At 40.6% G+C, this 13,027-nt stretch carries 19 protein-coding genes; 11 read left to right on the plus strand and 8 right to left on the minus strand.

Features of this window, described 5'->3' with window-relative positions:
• Nucleotides 1-172: 172 nt before the first annotated feature.
• From KME09_16335 to KME09_16345, 3 genes are read right to left on the minus strand one after another with little or no spacing between them, the layout of a single operon-like run.
• Nucleotides 173-400 carry a hypothetical protein gene (locus KME09_16335; protein ID MBW4535505.1) on the minus strand — a complete coding sequence of 76 codons (228 nt, stop codon included), beginning with the start codon at nucleotides 398-400 and terminating at the stop codon, nucleotides 173-175.
• Nucleotides 393-665, minus strand: a complete 273-nt coding sequence (locus tag KME09_16340) for a hypothetical protein (GenBank protein ID MBW4535506.1) — start codon at nucleotides 663-665, stop codon at nucleotides 393-395. The genes KME09_16335 and KME09_16340 overlap by 8 nt, the downstream gene beginning before the upstream one ends.
• 3 nt (nucleotides 666-668) lie before the next feature.
• Entirely contained in the window at nucleotides 669-845 is a 177-nt protein-coding gene (locus KME09_16345; protein ID MBW4535507.1) for a hypothetical protein, read from the minus strand.
• Nucleotides 846-1,016: 171 nt separating this feature from the next.
• On the opposite strand from KME09_16345, the gene KME09_16350 reads away from it, so the two are divergent.
• The 4 genes from KME09_16350 (at nucleotide 1,017) to KME09_16365 (ending at nucleotide 2,699) form a co-directional block, all read left to right on the plus strand.
• Entirely contained in the window at nucleotides 1,017-1,262 is a 246-nt protein-coding gene (locus KME09_16350) for a helix-turn-helix transcriptional regulator (GenBank protein ID MBW4535508.1), read from the plus strand.
• A gap of 70 nt (nucleotides 1,263-1,332) precedes the next feature.
• Complete coding sequence (locus tag KME09_16355) at nucleotides 1,333-2,055, plus strand: hypothetical protein (protein ID MBW4535509.1); 723 nt, start codon at nucleotides 1,333-1,335, stop codon at nucleotides 2,053-2,055.
• Nucleotides 2,043-2,288, plus strand: a complete 246-nt coding sequence (locus KME09_16360) for a hypothetical protein (GenBank protein MBW4535510.1) — start codon at nucleotides 2,043-2,045, stop codon at nucleotides 2,286-2,288. The genes KME09_16355 and KME09_16360 overlap by 13 nt, the downstream gene beginning before the upstream one ends.
• 51 nt (nucleotides 2,289-2,339) lie before the next feature.
• Entirely contained in the window at nucleotides 2,340-2,699 is a 360-nt protein-coding gene (locus KME09_16365) for a hypothetical protein (protein MBW4535511.1), read from the plus strand.
• A gap of 236 nt (nucleotides 2,700-2,935) precedes the next feature.
• Here the strand turns inward: KME09_16365 and KME09_16370 are convergent, their stop codons facing one another.
• Nucleotides 2,936-3,514, minus strand: coding sequence for a tyrosine-type recombinase/integrase (locus KME09_16370; protein ID MBW4535512.1), 579 nt, complete (start codon nucleotides 3,512-3,514; stop codon nucleotides 2,936-2,938).
• Nucleotides 3,515-3,716: 202 nt separating this feature from the next.
• On the opposite strand from KME09_16370, the gene KME09_16375 reads away from it, so the two are divergent.
• The 6 genes from KME09_16375 to KME09_16400 all read left to right on the plus strand — a co-directional run bounded on the left by KME09_16375 (nucleotide 3,717) and on the right by KME09_16400 (nucleotide 8,471).
• Nucleotides 3,717-4,091, plus strand: coding sequence for a hypothetical protein (locus KME09_16375; protein MBW4535513.1), 375 nt, complete (start codon nucleotides 3,717-3,719; stop codon nucleotides 4,089-4,091).
• Complete coding sequence (locus KME09_16380; GenBank protein ID MBW4535514.1) at nucleotides 4,091-5,107, plus strand: hypothetical protein; 1,017 nt, start codon at nucleotides 4,091-4,093, stop codon at nucleotides 5,105-5,107. Before KME09_16375 ends, KME09_16380 begins: the two co-directional genes overlap by 1 nt.
• Nucleotides 5,104-6,777 carry a calcium-binding protein gene (locus KME09_16385; GenBank protein MBW4535515.1) on the plus strand — a complete coding sequence of 558 codons (1,674 nt, stop codon included), beginning with the start codon at nucleotides 5,104-5,106 and terminating at the stop codon, nucleotides 6,775-6,777. The genes KME09_16380 and KME09_16385 overlap by 4 nt, the downstream gene beginning before the upstream one ends.
• Before the next feature lie 304 nt (nucleotides 6,778-7,081).
• The gene (locus KME09_16390) at nucleotides 7,082-7,576 is read left to right on the plus strand and encodes a hypothetical protein (GenBank protein MBW4535516.1); all 495 of its coding nucleotides are present in this window, start codon (nucleotides 7,082-7,084) and stop codon (nucleotides 7,574-7,576) included.
• A 4-nt stretch (nucleotides 7,577-7,580) separates the two neighbouring features.
• Nucleotides 7,581-7,985, plus strand: a complete 405-nt coding sequence (locus KME09_16395; protein ID MBW4535517.1) for a hypothetical protein — start codon at nucleotides 7,581-7,583, stop codon at nucleotides 7,983-7,985.
• A 183-nt stretch (nucleotides 7,986-8,168) separates the two neighbouring features.
• Complete coding sequence (locus tag KME09_16400) at nucleotides 8,169-8,471, plus strand: hypothetical protein (GenBank protein ID MBW4535518.1); 303 nt, start codon at nucleotides 8,169-8,171, stop codon at nucleotides 8,469-8,471.
• A gap of 146 nt (nucleotides 8,472-8,617) precedes the next feature.
• Here KME09_16400 and KME09_16405 read toward each other — a convergent pair whose 3' ends face one another.
• Complete coding sequence (locus KME09_16405; protein ID MBW4535519.1) at nucleotides 8,618-9,010, minus strand: DUF2780 domain-containing protein; 393 nt, start codon at nucleotides 9,008-9,010, stop codon at nucleotides 8,618-8,620.
• 288 nt (nucleotides 9,011-9,298) lie between these two features.
• On the opposite strand from KME09_16405, the gene KME09_16410 reads away from it, so the two are divergent.
• Nucleotides 9,299-9,481, plus strand: coding sequence for a hypothetical protein (locus KME09_16410; protein ID MBW4535520.1), 183 nt, complete (start codon nucleotides 9,299-9,301; stop codon nucleotides 9,479-9,481).
• 130 nt (nucleotides 9,482-9,611) lie between these two features.
• Here the strand turns inward: KME09_16410 and KME09_16415 are convergent, their stop codons facing one another.
• Genes KME09_16415 through lgt form a run of 3 tightly spaced genes read right to left on the minus strand, consistent with a single transcriptional unit; the run spans nucleotide 9,612 to nucleotide 12,994 of the window.
• Nucleotides 9,612-11,309, minus strand: a complete 1,698-nt coding sequence (locus tag KME09_16415) for a CocE/NonD family hydrolase (GenBank protein MBW4535521.1) — start codon at nucleotides 11,307-11,309, stop codon at nucleotides 9,612-9,614.
• On the minus strand, nucleotides 11,296-12,111 hold the full coding sequence (gene cobM / locus KME09_16420; protein ID MBW4535522.1) for a precorrin-4 C(11)-methyltransferase: 816 nt from the start codon (nucleotides 12,109-12,111) through the stop codon (nucleotides 11,296-11,298). Before cobM ends, KME09_16415 begins: the two co-directional genes overlap by 14 nt.
• 19 nt (nucleotides 12,112-12,130) lie before the next feature.
• Nucleotides 12,131-12,994, minus strand: a complete 864-nt coding sequence (gene lgt, locus KME09_16425) for a prolipoprotein diacylglyceryl transferase (GenBank protein MBW4535523.1) — start codon at nucleotides 12,992-12,994, stop codon at nucleotides 12,131-12,133.
• Between the last annotated feature and the right edge of the window lie 33 nt (nucleotides 12,995-13,027).

A 13,027-nucleotide genomic window follows, 5' to 3' on the forward strand; every position in this document is an offset into this window, starting at 1 on the left:
CAAAGGTAAATTACCTTTTTCCTTTTATAAGCACTTTGTTCGAGATTTTTTAATGGGAATTTTGGCTTAGGAAATATGAAAGCACTGAGTTTAACTACTGGCTTATTTCTTAACGAAAGCCAATACATCCCATACAGGATAGGTTGGAATTACCCCGCGACTATAGTGATTACTAAAGTTTCGATCGCTGTTCCAAAGCGATACTCATCAGGCGGTTAACTTCATTTTTGACTAAAACAATTGCTTGCTCGATATCATCTTCTGTACCCACAAAAGTATTATCTGAATCGGCTACCTGAATAAAATAGCGATGTGTACCGTTACTTAAAGTGAGTGAACCACAGACTGTAAAAGGACTATCGGCAATGCGAGCGCCGATCTGATATTTTGGTTCATTCATCAACAAAACTATCTTCCGAATTCATCATGTTGTTTATATATTCTATTTTTTGAGATGAGCTTAAAACTACGCCATATTTTTGCTTCATCTGTTGATCTTTATATGCCCAAAATGTTTCAATGCCATAAGTATCAATAAATGAGCGCATTAACCAGTATGCACTACGGGTATTTGTGGCAGTAACAAACGCCATCCAATCAGTAAGGCTTTCTGGTGGTATATTTTGAGATCTCAACTTATGTAAATCGTAAATAATTTCACTCATGGTTTAAAAAGGTGGTTGGTCAGATTCAATACCCAAAGCTTGTTCTACTTTAGATTTTAGTGATGCGATCGCCACTGCTTCATCATCATTCTCATCTAGTTCTACCGATAGCTCAAGGCGTTCTGATTCATAGTTACCCAAGTTTTTTACTCGCTGGTAAGTTATTGTCTTAAATTTCATTTAACTCCATAGCTTTGTCGCTAGCAATCATAAGAGACAATTAAAGGCATCAAGTGTTTCAAAATTCCCGTTCTGAGGACGCTTGGTGTTTTTTGTTGTCTCAATACATGAAGTCTACCTCATCTAGTTTCAAAAAACAAGATGTTGACTTCATGAAGTTTACTTCATATTATGAAAGATAATTCCAAAAAGGAAAAAACACCCGTGAGAGTATTTAGAGAAGAGCTAGGACTAACCCGTGTTGAGCTTGGTAGGCGTATAGGGCTATCTGAAAGAAGTCTTGCTGATATAGAACTAGGTAACTCTACTCCAAAGCTTGAAACGGTTGTTGCGCTTGCTCGTGAATGCAAAAAGTCTCTGAAGGTAATGATCAAAGCATTAGGAATTGATGTATCTGGTATTCCTGACGATGACTAAAAACAGAGGCTCGTAAAATTCAAGCCTACGAGCCTCTGTTAACCAATTCAATGTTGATTAAATAATAACAATGACGTGGAATAAAAAAAACGATCAATTTGCCCTAGCCTGTGGGTTAACAAGACAATCAACGTTGCTAATGCTCCGTTGGATACTAAGAAGAGCCAAGCCTAACGAAGTAGGTGAAATCGAAATTGACTTAAGGATATTTAACGCTTGGGTAGCTAAAAATCGCGGTAGACCATTTGACCCCAAAACAATCCGTGAAGCGATCGCTCAACTAGACGAAAAAAGTCAAGGACTAGTTTTAATCACAAAATCTTACACTCCGTGGATTAAGAAAATTCTCGTCCGACCGCTAGAAAATGTGTTGCAGAATAATGCCCAAGAACAGGGAAAATACCCCAAGCTGAAAACGTCCAAGCCTGTGTATAGCGATGCTTCAAAAGAAAAGCTCAATAGACTACTACAACATAATATATCTAAGCTTGCTGACCTATTGAGTAAGATCGGTCTTATCTATAACCACTGTTCCTTAAAGCGTATTTGGGCAATTGCTGGACAAAAATTTGATGAAATAGAGCGCGGTATTGAGCTAATGCTCTATCAAAACAGCATTAAACCTGGATCGATAACTAATCCTCAAGCATGGTTAATCAGTTGTTTAAAGAATAGATGGTTTGAATCATTCGATTTAAACTACTCGCCAGATTTACCAAAATTTGAAAGCGTAAAAGAAATATCGCGCTTTGTCAGAGAAGTATTTCAAGGTGATAAATTATGTCCCGAATAAGTAGCAAAGTACCTGAACGTTATTTGGCAACAGCTAAAAAGCAAGCTATTAAGAGGATAAATCAAGGTGAGTATGTAAGCGCCTATGCTTACTTTGAATTTGCATTGTTTGAACATGAAGCGTTCAAGCATCATCTTCCACTAACAAAAGCGATGCTGATAGCCAAAGAACTACAATCTGGATTAACCCTAGACAAAAACGTTTTAATCGAACATATCAAAAAAGATTTTTAACTAGTATTGGACTAGCAGACTTGTCTGCTAGTCCCCAATTGGAGCAAGCATATGTCAGAGCAATTGTGTCTCTTTAAGACTGATAGCGACAGCAATCCTGTGTCGCTATCAAATACTGATAGCGACATACAAACCAAGAAACAACAAGCGATCCAAAAATATCTAGACCGCGCGGTAGATAAAGAAACAACGGCTTGTGTGAGTAAATATTCTCCTGGTAAACGAAAAACAGAATACTATCGTTTGTCCTACCGCGTGGGATTAAAAATGAAACACATCCACATCAAAGGAGGTAGTACCATCGCCGAGCTGGCAAATTACCGAGCCAATGTTTTACAGGCAATGATTGACCGTGGTGCAGAATTATCAGAGGTACTAGCAGCGGTCGCGACTTTTAATAGTGGTGGCTAATCGATAGTGAATGATTTTGCGACTACTATTATTTGAGATTGTTAATCTGATTAATTTTTCCTCTAAGTAGCCGAGCTTAACCAAGTGTCGGCAATGAGTATGAATTACATTGACGTGTTGGTCTATCAGCTTAGACAAAGCTACAGCACTAATCCAATCTGGATTTAACGCAAAATAGTCTTTAATTTGCTCGCGGTTAAAGATGCCTATTTCTTGCGCGGTCATTTTATCCATAGCTAAATACTCAGCGTGGCGATCGCTCGCTTGCATTCACGCGGATCGTTATCGAGATAATGTCTCACGGTCTGAATGTTCATGCCCATGGTTTCAGCAATAGTGACAATTTCAATCCCTGACTTTCTCAAGCTATTAATCACCCAACGGCGCGAAGAATGAGTTGAGTAACCAGATAAACCAAGTTCATCAAAAATAGCTCTCCAATACTTATCAACCGCGCGTAAACTGATATGCCCGATCTCACTATCTGAGGGAAATAAATAACCTACCTGTGACGCTGGCGTATAAGCTTCAAGATAAAACTTCAAATCTGGATGAACTGCTACTTGACGGGTAGCAGCCAATCCATGTTTTGTGGCTTTTCTCGTAGTCGCTGCAAAGGTAATAGTATCAAGTACTTGACCATTTTTATCATACACATCACTCGCTTTTAACTGGACAATCGCGCCCATGCGTTCGCCCGTAAACAGCGAGATTTCAAAAATCAACCTTTGAGTCGGAGATTTGAGACGCGATCGCATTTGACGAATAATTTGCGGTGTCCAGATAGCCGCTTGACCTTTGCCGTGATTTTTCATCTTTAAAAAGAGGTACTGGAATTGTATTCAGATATCTACAATTCCAGTACTAGCAACCAATTAAAAGTAAATATAAGTGGCTCAATAGTACCTGTAGCAATGCTTATCGACATCAGTAAAGGTACTTGTTCTATGTAGAAGCAGTACTAATTATTAATAGTTGAAATGGGCATAGTAGGAAAAATTAACTAATTTTCTACTTATGGCAGATTTAACCCTAGCTCAAAGATTTGGTTCAAGCGTTGCTTTAAATGCGACTACTAAAGTTCTCTCAATTGATTTAAATAACCTTACTACCATCACTATCGCTGGCGTTAACTACGGTCTAAATATTTCAGCTTTGACCGATGCCAATAAAAATGATTACGCTTCAAAAATCTTGTGGTCATTACTGCTTCTATCTCAAGCTAATCAACCCGCCGATAACAATGATGAGACGGTCAAGCTTTATATGACGAACCAAGGCAAGCGCAACATTACCCGCAATAGCGTAAACCAATTTGGCTATCAGCTATTGACGACCGCCTATCAAAACGATTCATTAGGCGTAACTTTAGATCCTGATAATATCTCCTAATGGGTAACTGGCACTGTGTATCTTCAAGTTGTGCTGAGGTGGTTTATCAACAGTATGAACCGCCTAGAATTCGCTGGCGCTACCCAGGAGAAGTTTGGAAAGAAATAATCGGTACTGATTATTTGATTAAAAAACAAAATTGGTATGGTGGTCAAAATCCAAATATTCAATATCAACTTAAGTATGGCCAAGCGATTACTAGTAGCTCTGGATTTTTTGGATGGAGTATTTATTACTCAAATCAATCAACATTAATAACTCCGCCTATCTCTAATGTAAGATTAAATATTGCGGGTAACCTAACTGAAGTATTAGAACATTGGGCGTTTAGATCTATAGGCTCTGGAAATCCTCCACCAGATGGCAATAGGAATCGCTCTTATTCTGTAGATGTTGTTGACGCATCAAATGAATGGAAAAGATGGCTTACCATTACTAGCTCTAGCGGATTGAAAGTGTACGGTTTTGAACCTGCCAACGGTTCAATAGAAGAAAATGCTGGTAGTAACAACTGTACTTTTACAGTTTATAAAAACGACACAATAGTCTATCAAGAAACTCGCGAATTCTGTCCTGAAGTTGAAAAAATACCTTGCAAACTTAGTGATGTTAGGCATTCAATCAAGATTGAAAAACTACCTTTTCTAGAAAAAGTTGAGGTAGTTCCTTATCAATACAGCGTTTACCGCGCTCCTGGTATTCCTGCACCAATAGTTCAAGCCGATCAAATTCCTGCTGAATGCCTAAATATCTACAACAACGCTATTTATGTTATTCCACCGTCTGGACAAGGTATATATCCTAACGCTACACCGTTTGATAGCTTTATTGCTCAAATCTGTTCATACCCTGGTTGCCCTGCTCCTGAATACACCGTAATTTGTGATTGTCAGTGTCAATCTTGTCCTGATGGCACTTGTCCGATTGAATGTGACGATCATATCTGTTGCTACAACGACTATGGTGTAAGCGTTGCCCAGATTCCTCAAGCTGATTATTGCGGAGGGAATTCATGAATTGTGATAACCTTTGCACCGCTGCTAAATGCGAAGAACTTGAAAATCGTCTTAATGCTTTAGAAATTGCGCTAGAACTATTACAGGCATCGTTTGAAGCACATACAAATCAAGATATTCCCGAAGCGCATAACTATGAAGAGCCTGAAGTGACGGTTAGTCTAGCTGCTAGCGAAGATCGAGATTTAAAAGTCTTTGTAGCGGTTGGCTCAAAAAATGACAGCGAGACAATTAAACTACCAGAACCTGAAGTGACAGTTAGTTTAGCTGCTAGCGAAGATCGAGATTTAAAAGTCTTTGTAGCGGTTGGCTCAAAAAATGACAGCGAGACAATTAAACTACCAGAACCTGAAGTGACAGTTAGTTTAGCTGCTAGCGAAGATCGAGATTTAAAAGTCTTTGTAGCGGTTGGCTCAAAAAATGACAGCGAAACAATTAAATTGCCTACTCAACCAATAGATTTTGATCCAGTCATTCCTTTTATATTAAATCGTCTCAAGTTAGAAATTAGACCTGAAATTGAAGCAGAAATTAAAGCAGAAATTGAAATAGCAATCGATCAAAAATACCGCCCTTCTAACTTGAGACTTGATGGCAGTTTCCAGTCAGAGATGTTGATTTTAACTGTAGCTGATGGCGAAAGTCAAGATACGGCAACTATTTCAATTCCTTTAGATGAACGTGACGGAATTGACGGACGTGACGGAATTGACGGAATTAACGGAGTTGATGGACGCGACGGAGTTGACGGAATTGATGGAATTAACGGAGTTGATGGACGCGACGGAGTTGACGGAGTTGATGGAATTGACGGAATTGACGGAGTTGATGGACGTGATGGAATTGACGGACGAGATGGAATTGATGGACGCGACGGAATTGATGGTGCTGACGGACGAGATGGACGCGACGGAATTGATGGTGTTGACGGACGAGATGGACGCGACGGAATTGATGGTGGTGGAGGTATTGAGTATGACGGCTGTGGCATCGAACTAAGTTACAAAGACTCAGAGTTAACCGCATTACTTACCGTCGGACAATGTACTAGCAGCTCAAAAACTAAAATCATGGAATTTTCGCCGATTCAAGTAGAACGAATAACCTGTGTTAATGGCGTTGCCGAATCAGAATTTGTTGGCGTGGCAGTCATTAAAGGCACTGAAGCAGCCGAATTTGAGGCTTATACAGCACGTGCAGCAATTGCTCGAGCGCAGTGTGAATTAGAACCTGTAGCTGCTGTACCTGAATGGTGGCAGCTACGGCCTGAAGGGCATCGACCACAATTAATTGTGCATTTTGGCGAAAAAAAACCAGATGACAAAATAGGCAAGGCAATGTATGCCCTAACTATTCCTCATTGGTACGGATCGAAAGATGACGCTAAAAAGATTAAATTTGAGTGGCGTAAAGGTTCAGTCGAAGGAATATTAACCCTCAAAGACAACAGCAAAGTCATTGTTAATGCTGTCTCCAAGTCAGAATGTGAAAGAATTCTAGGCATTGCCAAAAAAAGAATATCAGCGGCAATGTTAGTCGATAGCTTTACCAAAATTGGCGATCGCAAAGGACAACCTTTCAAACAAATTACAGTTAAGCCAAAAGTTGCTCGTTATTTTCCGACGGGAACTAAGTCGATGTTACCTGAATGGGTGGTACAGCTTGATTAGCCATAACATTAAATCCAAATACGATTACGATCTTGATGAATACTTTGTAAAGTATGCAGTACCATTGACTGAAGCAATCGACAAGCTTAATTATTCGCGTTCGACTTTAATTCGCAAAATTAGAATGCATCGCTTACACGGCTTTAAATGTAAGGGTAAATGGTATGTAATAATTTTCCCAACCAAATAGTTAAGAGTGCCATAACGTCAGTGCCTTAAGCCCCAACCGTCGAAAGCGTTTACAGTTGGTTAATACAGCAGTTAGAAAAGTGTGACGACTTAATCAACATATCTAACAATCAATATGACTGTTTTTACCCCTGGCACTGGCACGATCCAAGCCAGTACATATGAAGCTGCTGCTTTAGTAGCTGCTCAAATGCTTCAAGACCTTGAAGGCACTGATGTTAATAACATTGCAGTTAACTACTTTACTGGTGATAACGTGGTGCAAATTCAATGGGCTGCACCAATCGCCACAAGTTTAGTAGCTGGCAAACTGGAAATTGCTTCTGTTGACTATATAACTTATGGCGGGTTCGTATCAGGAAACAGTCTTAGTGCGACTGGATTACCTGCTGCTCTATTAGAGATTTTTCAAAACTTGCAAGAATTAGAAAAAGTTCAACAAGATCCAGAAAATCCTGATGTTTTAAACAGAGTCCAAATTTCTATCGATCTTGACGCTCTTACGGCAACTGTTAACGCTGAATTACCCATTAGTTTTACTGCTAGCAATGGCGCGGTACAAATTTCTGCTGTTGCTTATTTAGCAGATCGAGTAGTACAGGAGGGATAATAACATGGCTATTGTAAAATCTGTCGGCGATCCTTTGGGTAAAGATAATGAACCTGGATCTGACGCTAATGTAGACGTTAAAGAATACGTCAAATATATTGTTGAATCGACTAAGCATTGGTTTTATGCACCAAAAAATAAATACAAGGATATTGCTAAATCTTTGGGATTGAAAGAAGTCGATCCTAATTCCGCAAAAGGCGAAGAATCAACTAAGTTAGCTAACGGATATGGTTACATTCGTCTAAAAGCAAGGTTGAAAAATGGTGCAACCATGTCTTTAATTTGCGATCCTGAAAAAGTTGGCTCAGCTATAACTACTGCTAAAAGCGCAGGTGCAGCATCTAAAAAGATTTATGGTGTTGCTGTCTGGTGTGAGAGGCAATTTTTACAAGATCACTCCTTTTGAAGTGACTACCAATCAAGGTGCGGTGCGGGGTGATTTTGGTGTTCATTTGGATGCTAATGCTCCAGGTTAACTTGGTTGTATTGTCATGGATTGGCACAATTTTAAAGATTTTGAAGCGCAAATTTGGACTCTTAGAGACAAGGAAAAAGTTCAACAAATACCCTTACATGCCTTTTATAGCTAATGTTGAAAAATTATAACGTGCCAGATCTAGCTTGGAAATTTACCAGTTTTGGTTTTATGTTGTTTTTGGCTGGAGCTGGCTGGTCTATTTCCCAAGCTAAAGTTTATGAGCTGCAACTAGCTAATTACAAGCTGGCAGTAGGATTAGCGATCAACGATGTAGCCGCAGCGTCAACAGCGTTAAAAGATGCTGCTAAATCTTTGCCTCCCAAGCAACAAAAAAAGATTCAGGCTCTTACTGATGAGGCTAATGAAAAACTAGAAATTGTGGCTGATGAGTTAGACCCATTATTAATTGAGTAACAAGCATTATCTTGGGGTTTCTTAACACTTAATTATATTTTAAGGACAAAAATGCTCTGTTGCTTTGCAATTTGGCAATTATCTAAGGATCTGCACAAAAAAAACGCCTTCTCAAGCGCCTTAAATCTGATTGAGATAATTTGGTTTTATTGCAAGACACCTGCCAAAATATTTTTAATACCTTCGCCGCCTTGACTTTGAGTAAAAGACAAAATGATGGGAATAAATTTAGTCGCCATGCCAGGATTTAAACCAAGTTGACTAAACCCAGCAGCCAAACCAGCCATGTTAGCTAACTGTCCGCCACCACTGTCACCCCCCATCATGCCAGCCAAGCCACCAATTGCTCCTGCAATACCTGCTCCACCAGCAGGAGCTTCGCCAATTAAATTACCAATGCCAGGAAGAGCATTAGCTACTTGAGCAAAATCACCAGCTCCTAGCTGTTCTTGTGCCATTTTAAAAATGAGTCCAGCACCACCTTTAGCTTGACTCTCATCAACGCCTAGACCTTGGGTTAATTGTTGAATTAATTCCATATTTCATCTAATTTAAACTTTTCTCTCGTAATCATGCCAGAGAGTCCAGAAAATTTAAAGAAAGAAATGCTTAAAAAAACCGTATAAATTAAAACATTTTGATAAATCAAATGAATTGTGTTACAAATTCATAACCACTAGATAAAGTTGTGATTAAGTTTAAATTTGTTAAACTTGCCTTATCAGAAAATTTTCATCTATTTGGTTAGATTGACTCTGTAACCAAGAGCATAATGTATCATTTGCTTCAGTAACTATTTCGATTTAAGTTTTCTTAGGGAGAAAAATATGAAAGTTAAATATTTAGGAACTTTATTTGCTGCTTCTGTTTTGAGTTTGGGTCTCCTCACCTCTTGTGCGACTCCTGAAGGTGGTCAAACTGGTGGAGACGCACCAGCAGATTCTACCGCACCAGCAGATCCTGCTGCACCAGCGGATCCTGCCGCACCAGCAGAAGGTACTGGTCAATAGAAGCTAAATTTAATCAATTGTCAATATCGATTTGAGGAGCTAGAGCAGCATTTTGTTCAACTCCTCATTTTTTTTGCGTGGAGATATAGCAATACTAGACAATGTTAGGTCGTTTTTGTACTACTACCTACTAACCACTACCATCGATCGATAATCTAGAAGGATAGTCACCCCCTGAATGAATCTTGATGGTAATGATGCCATGATCGATCTGACGAGATTCATGAGGTAATTTGCCATCGCCTGAATTGAGAGGATAAGCTGGAAAACAAGCTCCACTGAGACTAAGACGTAAGCGATCGCCTGCTGGAATATACATACAGGTTGGTTGTAGGGGGATTTTGAGTGAGTCGATCTGAGAATTTGGCGCAACTACTCGAATATAGCCCTGAGTAAAGTTAAATACTGCTCCATTTGGATTTACTGTAGATAAGACGGCACAGATGTCAAAGCTAGGATTATTAGTCGTGTAGTAGATTTCTAAGGTTATTGTTCCTGTTAGATGTAAATCTGATTCTAAAGCGGGGGAGGTGTAGGTCAGAATATCGGCACGACAGTCTAAAAGCGATCGCTCAAAAGAGCCACTAGGATAGGTAGCATGTCCCCCTAATGCGGGTACTGGTCGCCCAGGATCGTGAACTAAAATATCTGTATTGTTGTCAAATTCAGTAACTATCTCGCCCAGATCGGTAACGATTAGTTCTTGAGGAGAAGGATTGGCAAACTCTTCGTATTGCCACAACATGCCACTATCTTCTCTGACACCAGCTAAACCATCACTCGCTAGGTAAAAGGTGGTTTGCTCGCTAGGTAAACTATTAAACTCTCGCCAGCTATTGCTGCCCATTTCAAATAGACAGATAGTTGATTCTTCTAGTAATCCTGTATCAATGTCTTTTAACCAGTGATCGAACCAGCGCACTTGAATTTCGTCAATTGGGTTTTGCGCTTCCACACCATAGTTCACCTCACCCAATTTACTACCCCAGGGAAGATGCGCCCAAGGCCCGATTAAGAGATGCTGGGGTTGGCTACATTGAGCAATCATTGCCTGATAAAGATTCATTGTTCCCCGAAGATAGGGATCGAACCATCCCCCAACATGAAGCATTGGCAGATCTACCCGATCTAACCAATATTTTGGCGATCGCTTTTGCCAATATTCAGCAGTAGCATCAGGATTATGCAACCATTGATGATAAAAGGAGTCGGGAGCTAATTCTTGCATTAACTCAGGATTAGCAGCAATAGAGCCATTTAAGGGCAGATTATGGGATGCTGCTTTGAGTTTTAAATAGGCTGCTTCATCTCCTTTAAGGCGCGCCGTTTCGACTGCCAGTTGAATTGCCCAGGCAAGATTAGCCCATAAACAAAAAGCACCGTTTTCATAAGCCCAATCGCTGTGTAGATCGTAGGCTACCATTGCTGGGGCGATCGCTTTTAAACAGGCTGGCTGATGGGCAGCGGTATACAGCTGAGTCATACCCTGATAGGAAAAACCATACATCCCGACTTTGCCAGTGCTGTACGGTAAGCTTGACACCCAGTTAATCGTATCTAAGCCATCGGCAACTTCATGGGTAAAAAGATCGAACTCTCCTTGTGATGTTCCTCTTCCTCGTACGTCTTGAATGACGACAATGTATCCCTGGGCTGCATACCAACGGGGATGAGCATAGACCACCGTTGAGGCGATTTCTCGACCATAGGGTTGACGCATCAAAAGCACTGGCAGCTTTTCTGGCGTATCAGGACGATAAATATCTGCATCCAGCCTCACGTTGTCGCGAGTCAGCATTGATACTGTCTGTTTGCTAATTTTGACCATTGATGATTAATTCAGACTTTTTGACTGGTCGAAATAGATGATTGTGTTCGGGATGATAAAGACGTGAACGAGTCGTTACCGCCTGTTGCAATGCAGGACTAATTAAATATAAAGTTGTCCTGATTAAATTGTTTTCCCTCGTTACCTCAGCCATTTTAGTTAGAGGTACGACCCAGATTTGCTCATCTTGCCAGCCCACACGATAGCAAACTGCCACGGGAGTATCTGCGGGGTAATGTTCTAATAGTTGATCCTGTGCTTTTTCGATGTGGCGGGCAGCTAGATAGAGACATAAACTAGCTTTGTGGGCAGCCAGAGAGGCTAATTCTTCGGTTTCGGGGACAGCAGAGGCTTCACCACTAACTCGGGTAAGAATGATCGTCTGTACTAGCTCGGGAATGGTCAACTCCGTACTAAGTTTGGCAGCAGCAGCCTGAAAAGCACTAATCCCAGGAATCAATTCAAAGGGAATATCTGCTTCAGTAAACGCCTGCATCTGTTCAGCGATCGCACTATATAAAGTTAAATCGCCCGAATGTAGACGCACAACTGATTTACCCTGTCTGACTCGTTCAATTGCCAGGGGAATGATTTGCTCTAGGGTTTTGCTACCCGTTGCCACCAGTTCGGCATCACTGCGAACATCCTCTAGAATCTGCTTAGGTACTAATGAATCAGCATAGAGAATGACATCAGCCTGAATTAGAATTTTATATGCCTTAATAGTCAGTAATTCTGGATCTCCTGGCCCAGCACCAATAATATAGACCGCAGGTTTTAGAGTAATTTGAGTTAAATTCATTCAATCAATATTTGATGAGTTATGGTCTGTAGTTAGCTGATTTTTGAGCATCTGAGTTGGCAACAACATCAGGCAAGGGTCTTCTTAACCAATACAGCCAGGCAAGTATTAAGAGACCAAGAGCGATCGCACTCAAGCTAATCACCTGAGCCATCTTTAAAGGCCCAATCATTAAACTATCGGTACGTAACCATTCAATCCAGACTCGACCCAGACTATAGCCAATTAAATAGACCGCAGCGAGTGTACCAGTTTTGAGCCGATTAGCTCTGGTTAAACCCCAAAAAAAGAGCCACAGTAGTAAGGCAAATATCCCCAGATTCCACAAGGATTCATAGAGAAAAGTTGGATGAAAAAATTCACGGTCAATTAGCTCTAAAGGACGGTATTGAGGAGCAATATATAATTTCCAAGGCAGATCTGTCGGTTTACCAAAAGCCTCAGAGTTAAAGAAATTACCCCACCGTCCAATGGCTTGACCCAAAATGACCGAGGGCGCAACTAAATCTAATAGCTGCCACACAGAAATCTGATTTAGACGGGCAAAAATAATTGTGGCGATCGTCCCACCAATAATTGCACCATGGATCGCAATGCCACCTTCCCACACCGCTAACATATGCCACCAGGGACGTTGGGCATACTGTTGCCATTGAAAAATAACATAATAAAGTCGAGCGCAGGGAATAGCACCAATAACCAACCAAATCGCCAAATCTCCCAAAAGGTCTGGATCTACCCGACGAGCCTTGGCTAAATATTGAGCTAAAGTTATCCCCACTAATACCGCCGTCGCAATCAACAAACCGTACCAACGAAGCACGATTGGGCCTAGCTCAAAAATAATTGGGCCAGGAGATTGAAACTGAACCGAAAAAATCATATCTGTGTAAGTTGGCAAGATAGAGCTGAGGCT

Origin of the sequence: Pleurocapsa minor HA4230-MV1 (assembly GCA_019359095.1) — a bacterium.
In the GTDB taxonomy this organism is placed as follows: Bacteria; Cyanobacteriota; Cyanobacteriia; order Cyanobacteriales; family Xenococcaceae; genus Waterburya; species Waterburya minor.

Coding starts and splice junctions, on each gene's coding strand:
- KME09_16380 (MBW4535514.1), top strand. CDS start 4,091: ATGGGTAACTGGCACTGTGTATCTTCAAGTTGTGCTGAGGTGGTTTAT.
- KME09_16365 (MBW4535511.1), top strand. CDS start 2,340: ATGTCAGAGCAATTGTGTCTCTTTAAGACTGATAGCGACAGCAATCCT.
- KME09_16410 (MBW4535520.1), top strand. CDS start 9,299: ATGAAAGTTAAATATTTAGGAACTTTATTTGCTGCTTCTGTTTTGAGT.
- KME09_16340 (MBW4535506.1), bottom strand. CDS start 665: ATGAGTGAAATTATTTACGATTTACATAAGTTGAGATCTCAAAATATA.
- KME09_16335 (MBW4535505.1), bottom strand. CDS start 400: ATGAATGAACCAAAATATCAGATCGGCGCTCGCATTGCCGATAGTCCT.
- KME09_16360 (MBW4535510.1), top strand. CDS start 2,043: ATGTCCCGAATAAGTAGCAAAGTACCTGAACGTTATTTGGCAACAGCT.
- cobM (MBW4535522.1), bottom strand. CDS start 12,111: ATGAATTTAACTCAAATTACTCTAAAACCTGCGGTCTATATTATTGGT.
- KME09_16355 (MBW4535509.1), top strand. CDS start 1,333: ATGACGTGGAATAAAAAAAACGATCAATTTGCCCTAGCCTGTGGGTTA.
- KME09_16395 (MBW4535517.1), top strand. CDS start 7,581: ATGGCTATTGTAAAATCTGTCGGCGATCCTTTGGGTAAAGATAATGAA.
- KME09_16345 (MBW4535507.1), bottom strand. CDS start 845: ATGAAATTTAAGACAATAACTTACCAGCGAGTAAAAAACTTGGGTAAC.
- KME09_16390 (MBW4535516.1), top strand. CDS start 7,082: ATGACTGTTTTTACCCCTGGCACTGGCACGATCCAAGCCAGTACATAT.
- KME09_16400 (MBW4535518.1), top strand. CDS start 8,169: ATGTTGAAAAATTATAACGTGCCAGATCTAGCTTGGAAATTTACCAGT.
- KME09_16370 (MBW4535512.1), bottom strand. CDS start 3,514: ATGAAAAATCACGGCAAAGGTCAAGCGGCTATCTGGACACCGCAAATT.
- lgt (MBW4535523.1), bottom strand. CDS start 12,994: ATGATTTTTTCGGTTCAGTTTCAATCTCCTGGCCCAATTATTTTTGAG.
- KME09_16350 (MBW4535508.1), top strand. CDS start 1,017: ATGAAAGATAATTCCAAAAAGGAAAAAACACCCGTGAGAGTATTTAGA.
- KME09_16415 (MBW4535521.1), bottom strand. CDS start 11,309: ATGGTCAAAATTAGCAAACAGACAGTATCAATGCTGACTCGCGACAAC.
- KME09_16385 (MBW4535515.1), top strand. CDS start 5,104: ATGAATTGTGATAACCTTTGCACCGCTGCTAAATGCGAAGAACTTGAA.
- KME09_16375 (MBW4535513.1), top strand. CDS start 3,717: ATGGCAGATTTAACCCTAGCTCAAAGATTTGGTTCAAGCGTTGCTTTA.
- KME09_16405 (MBW4535519.1), bottom strand. CDS start 9,010: ATGGAATTAATTCAACAATTAACCCAAGGTCTAGGCGTTGATGAGAGT.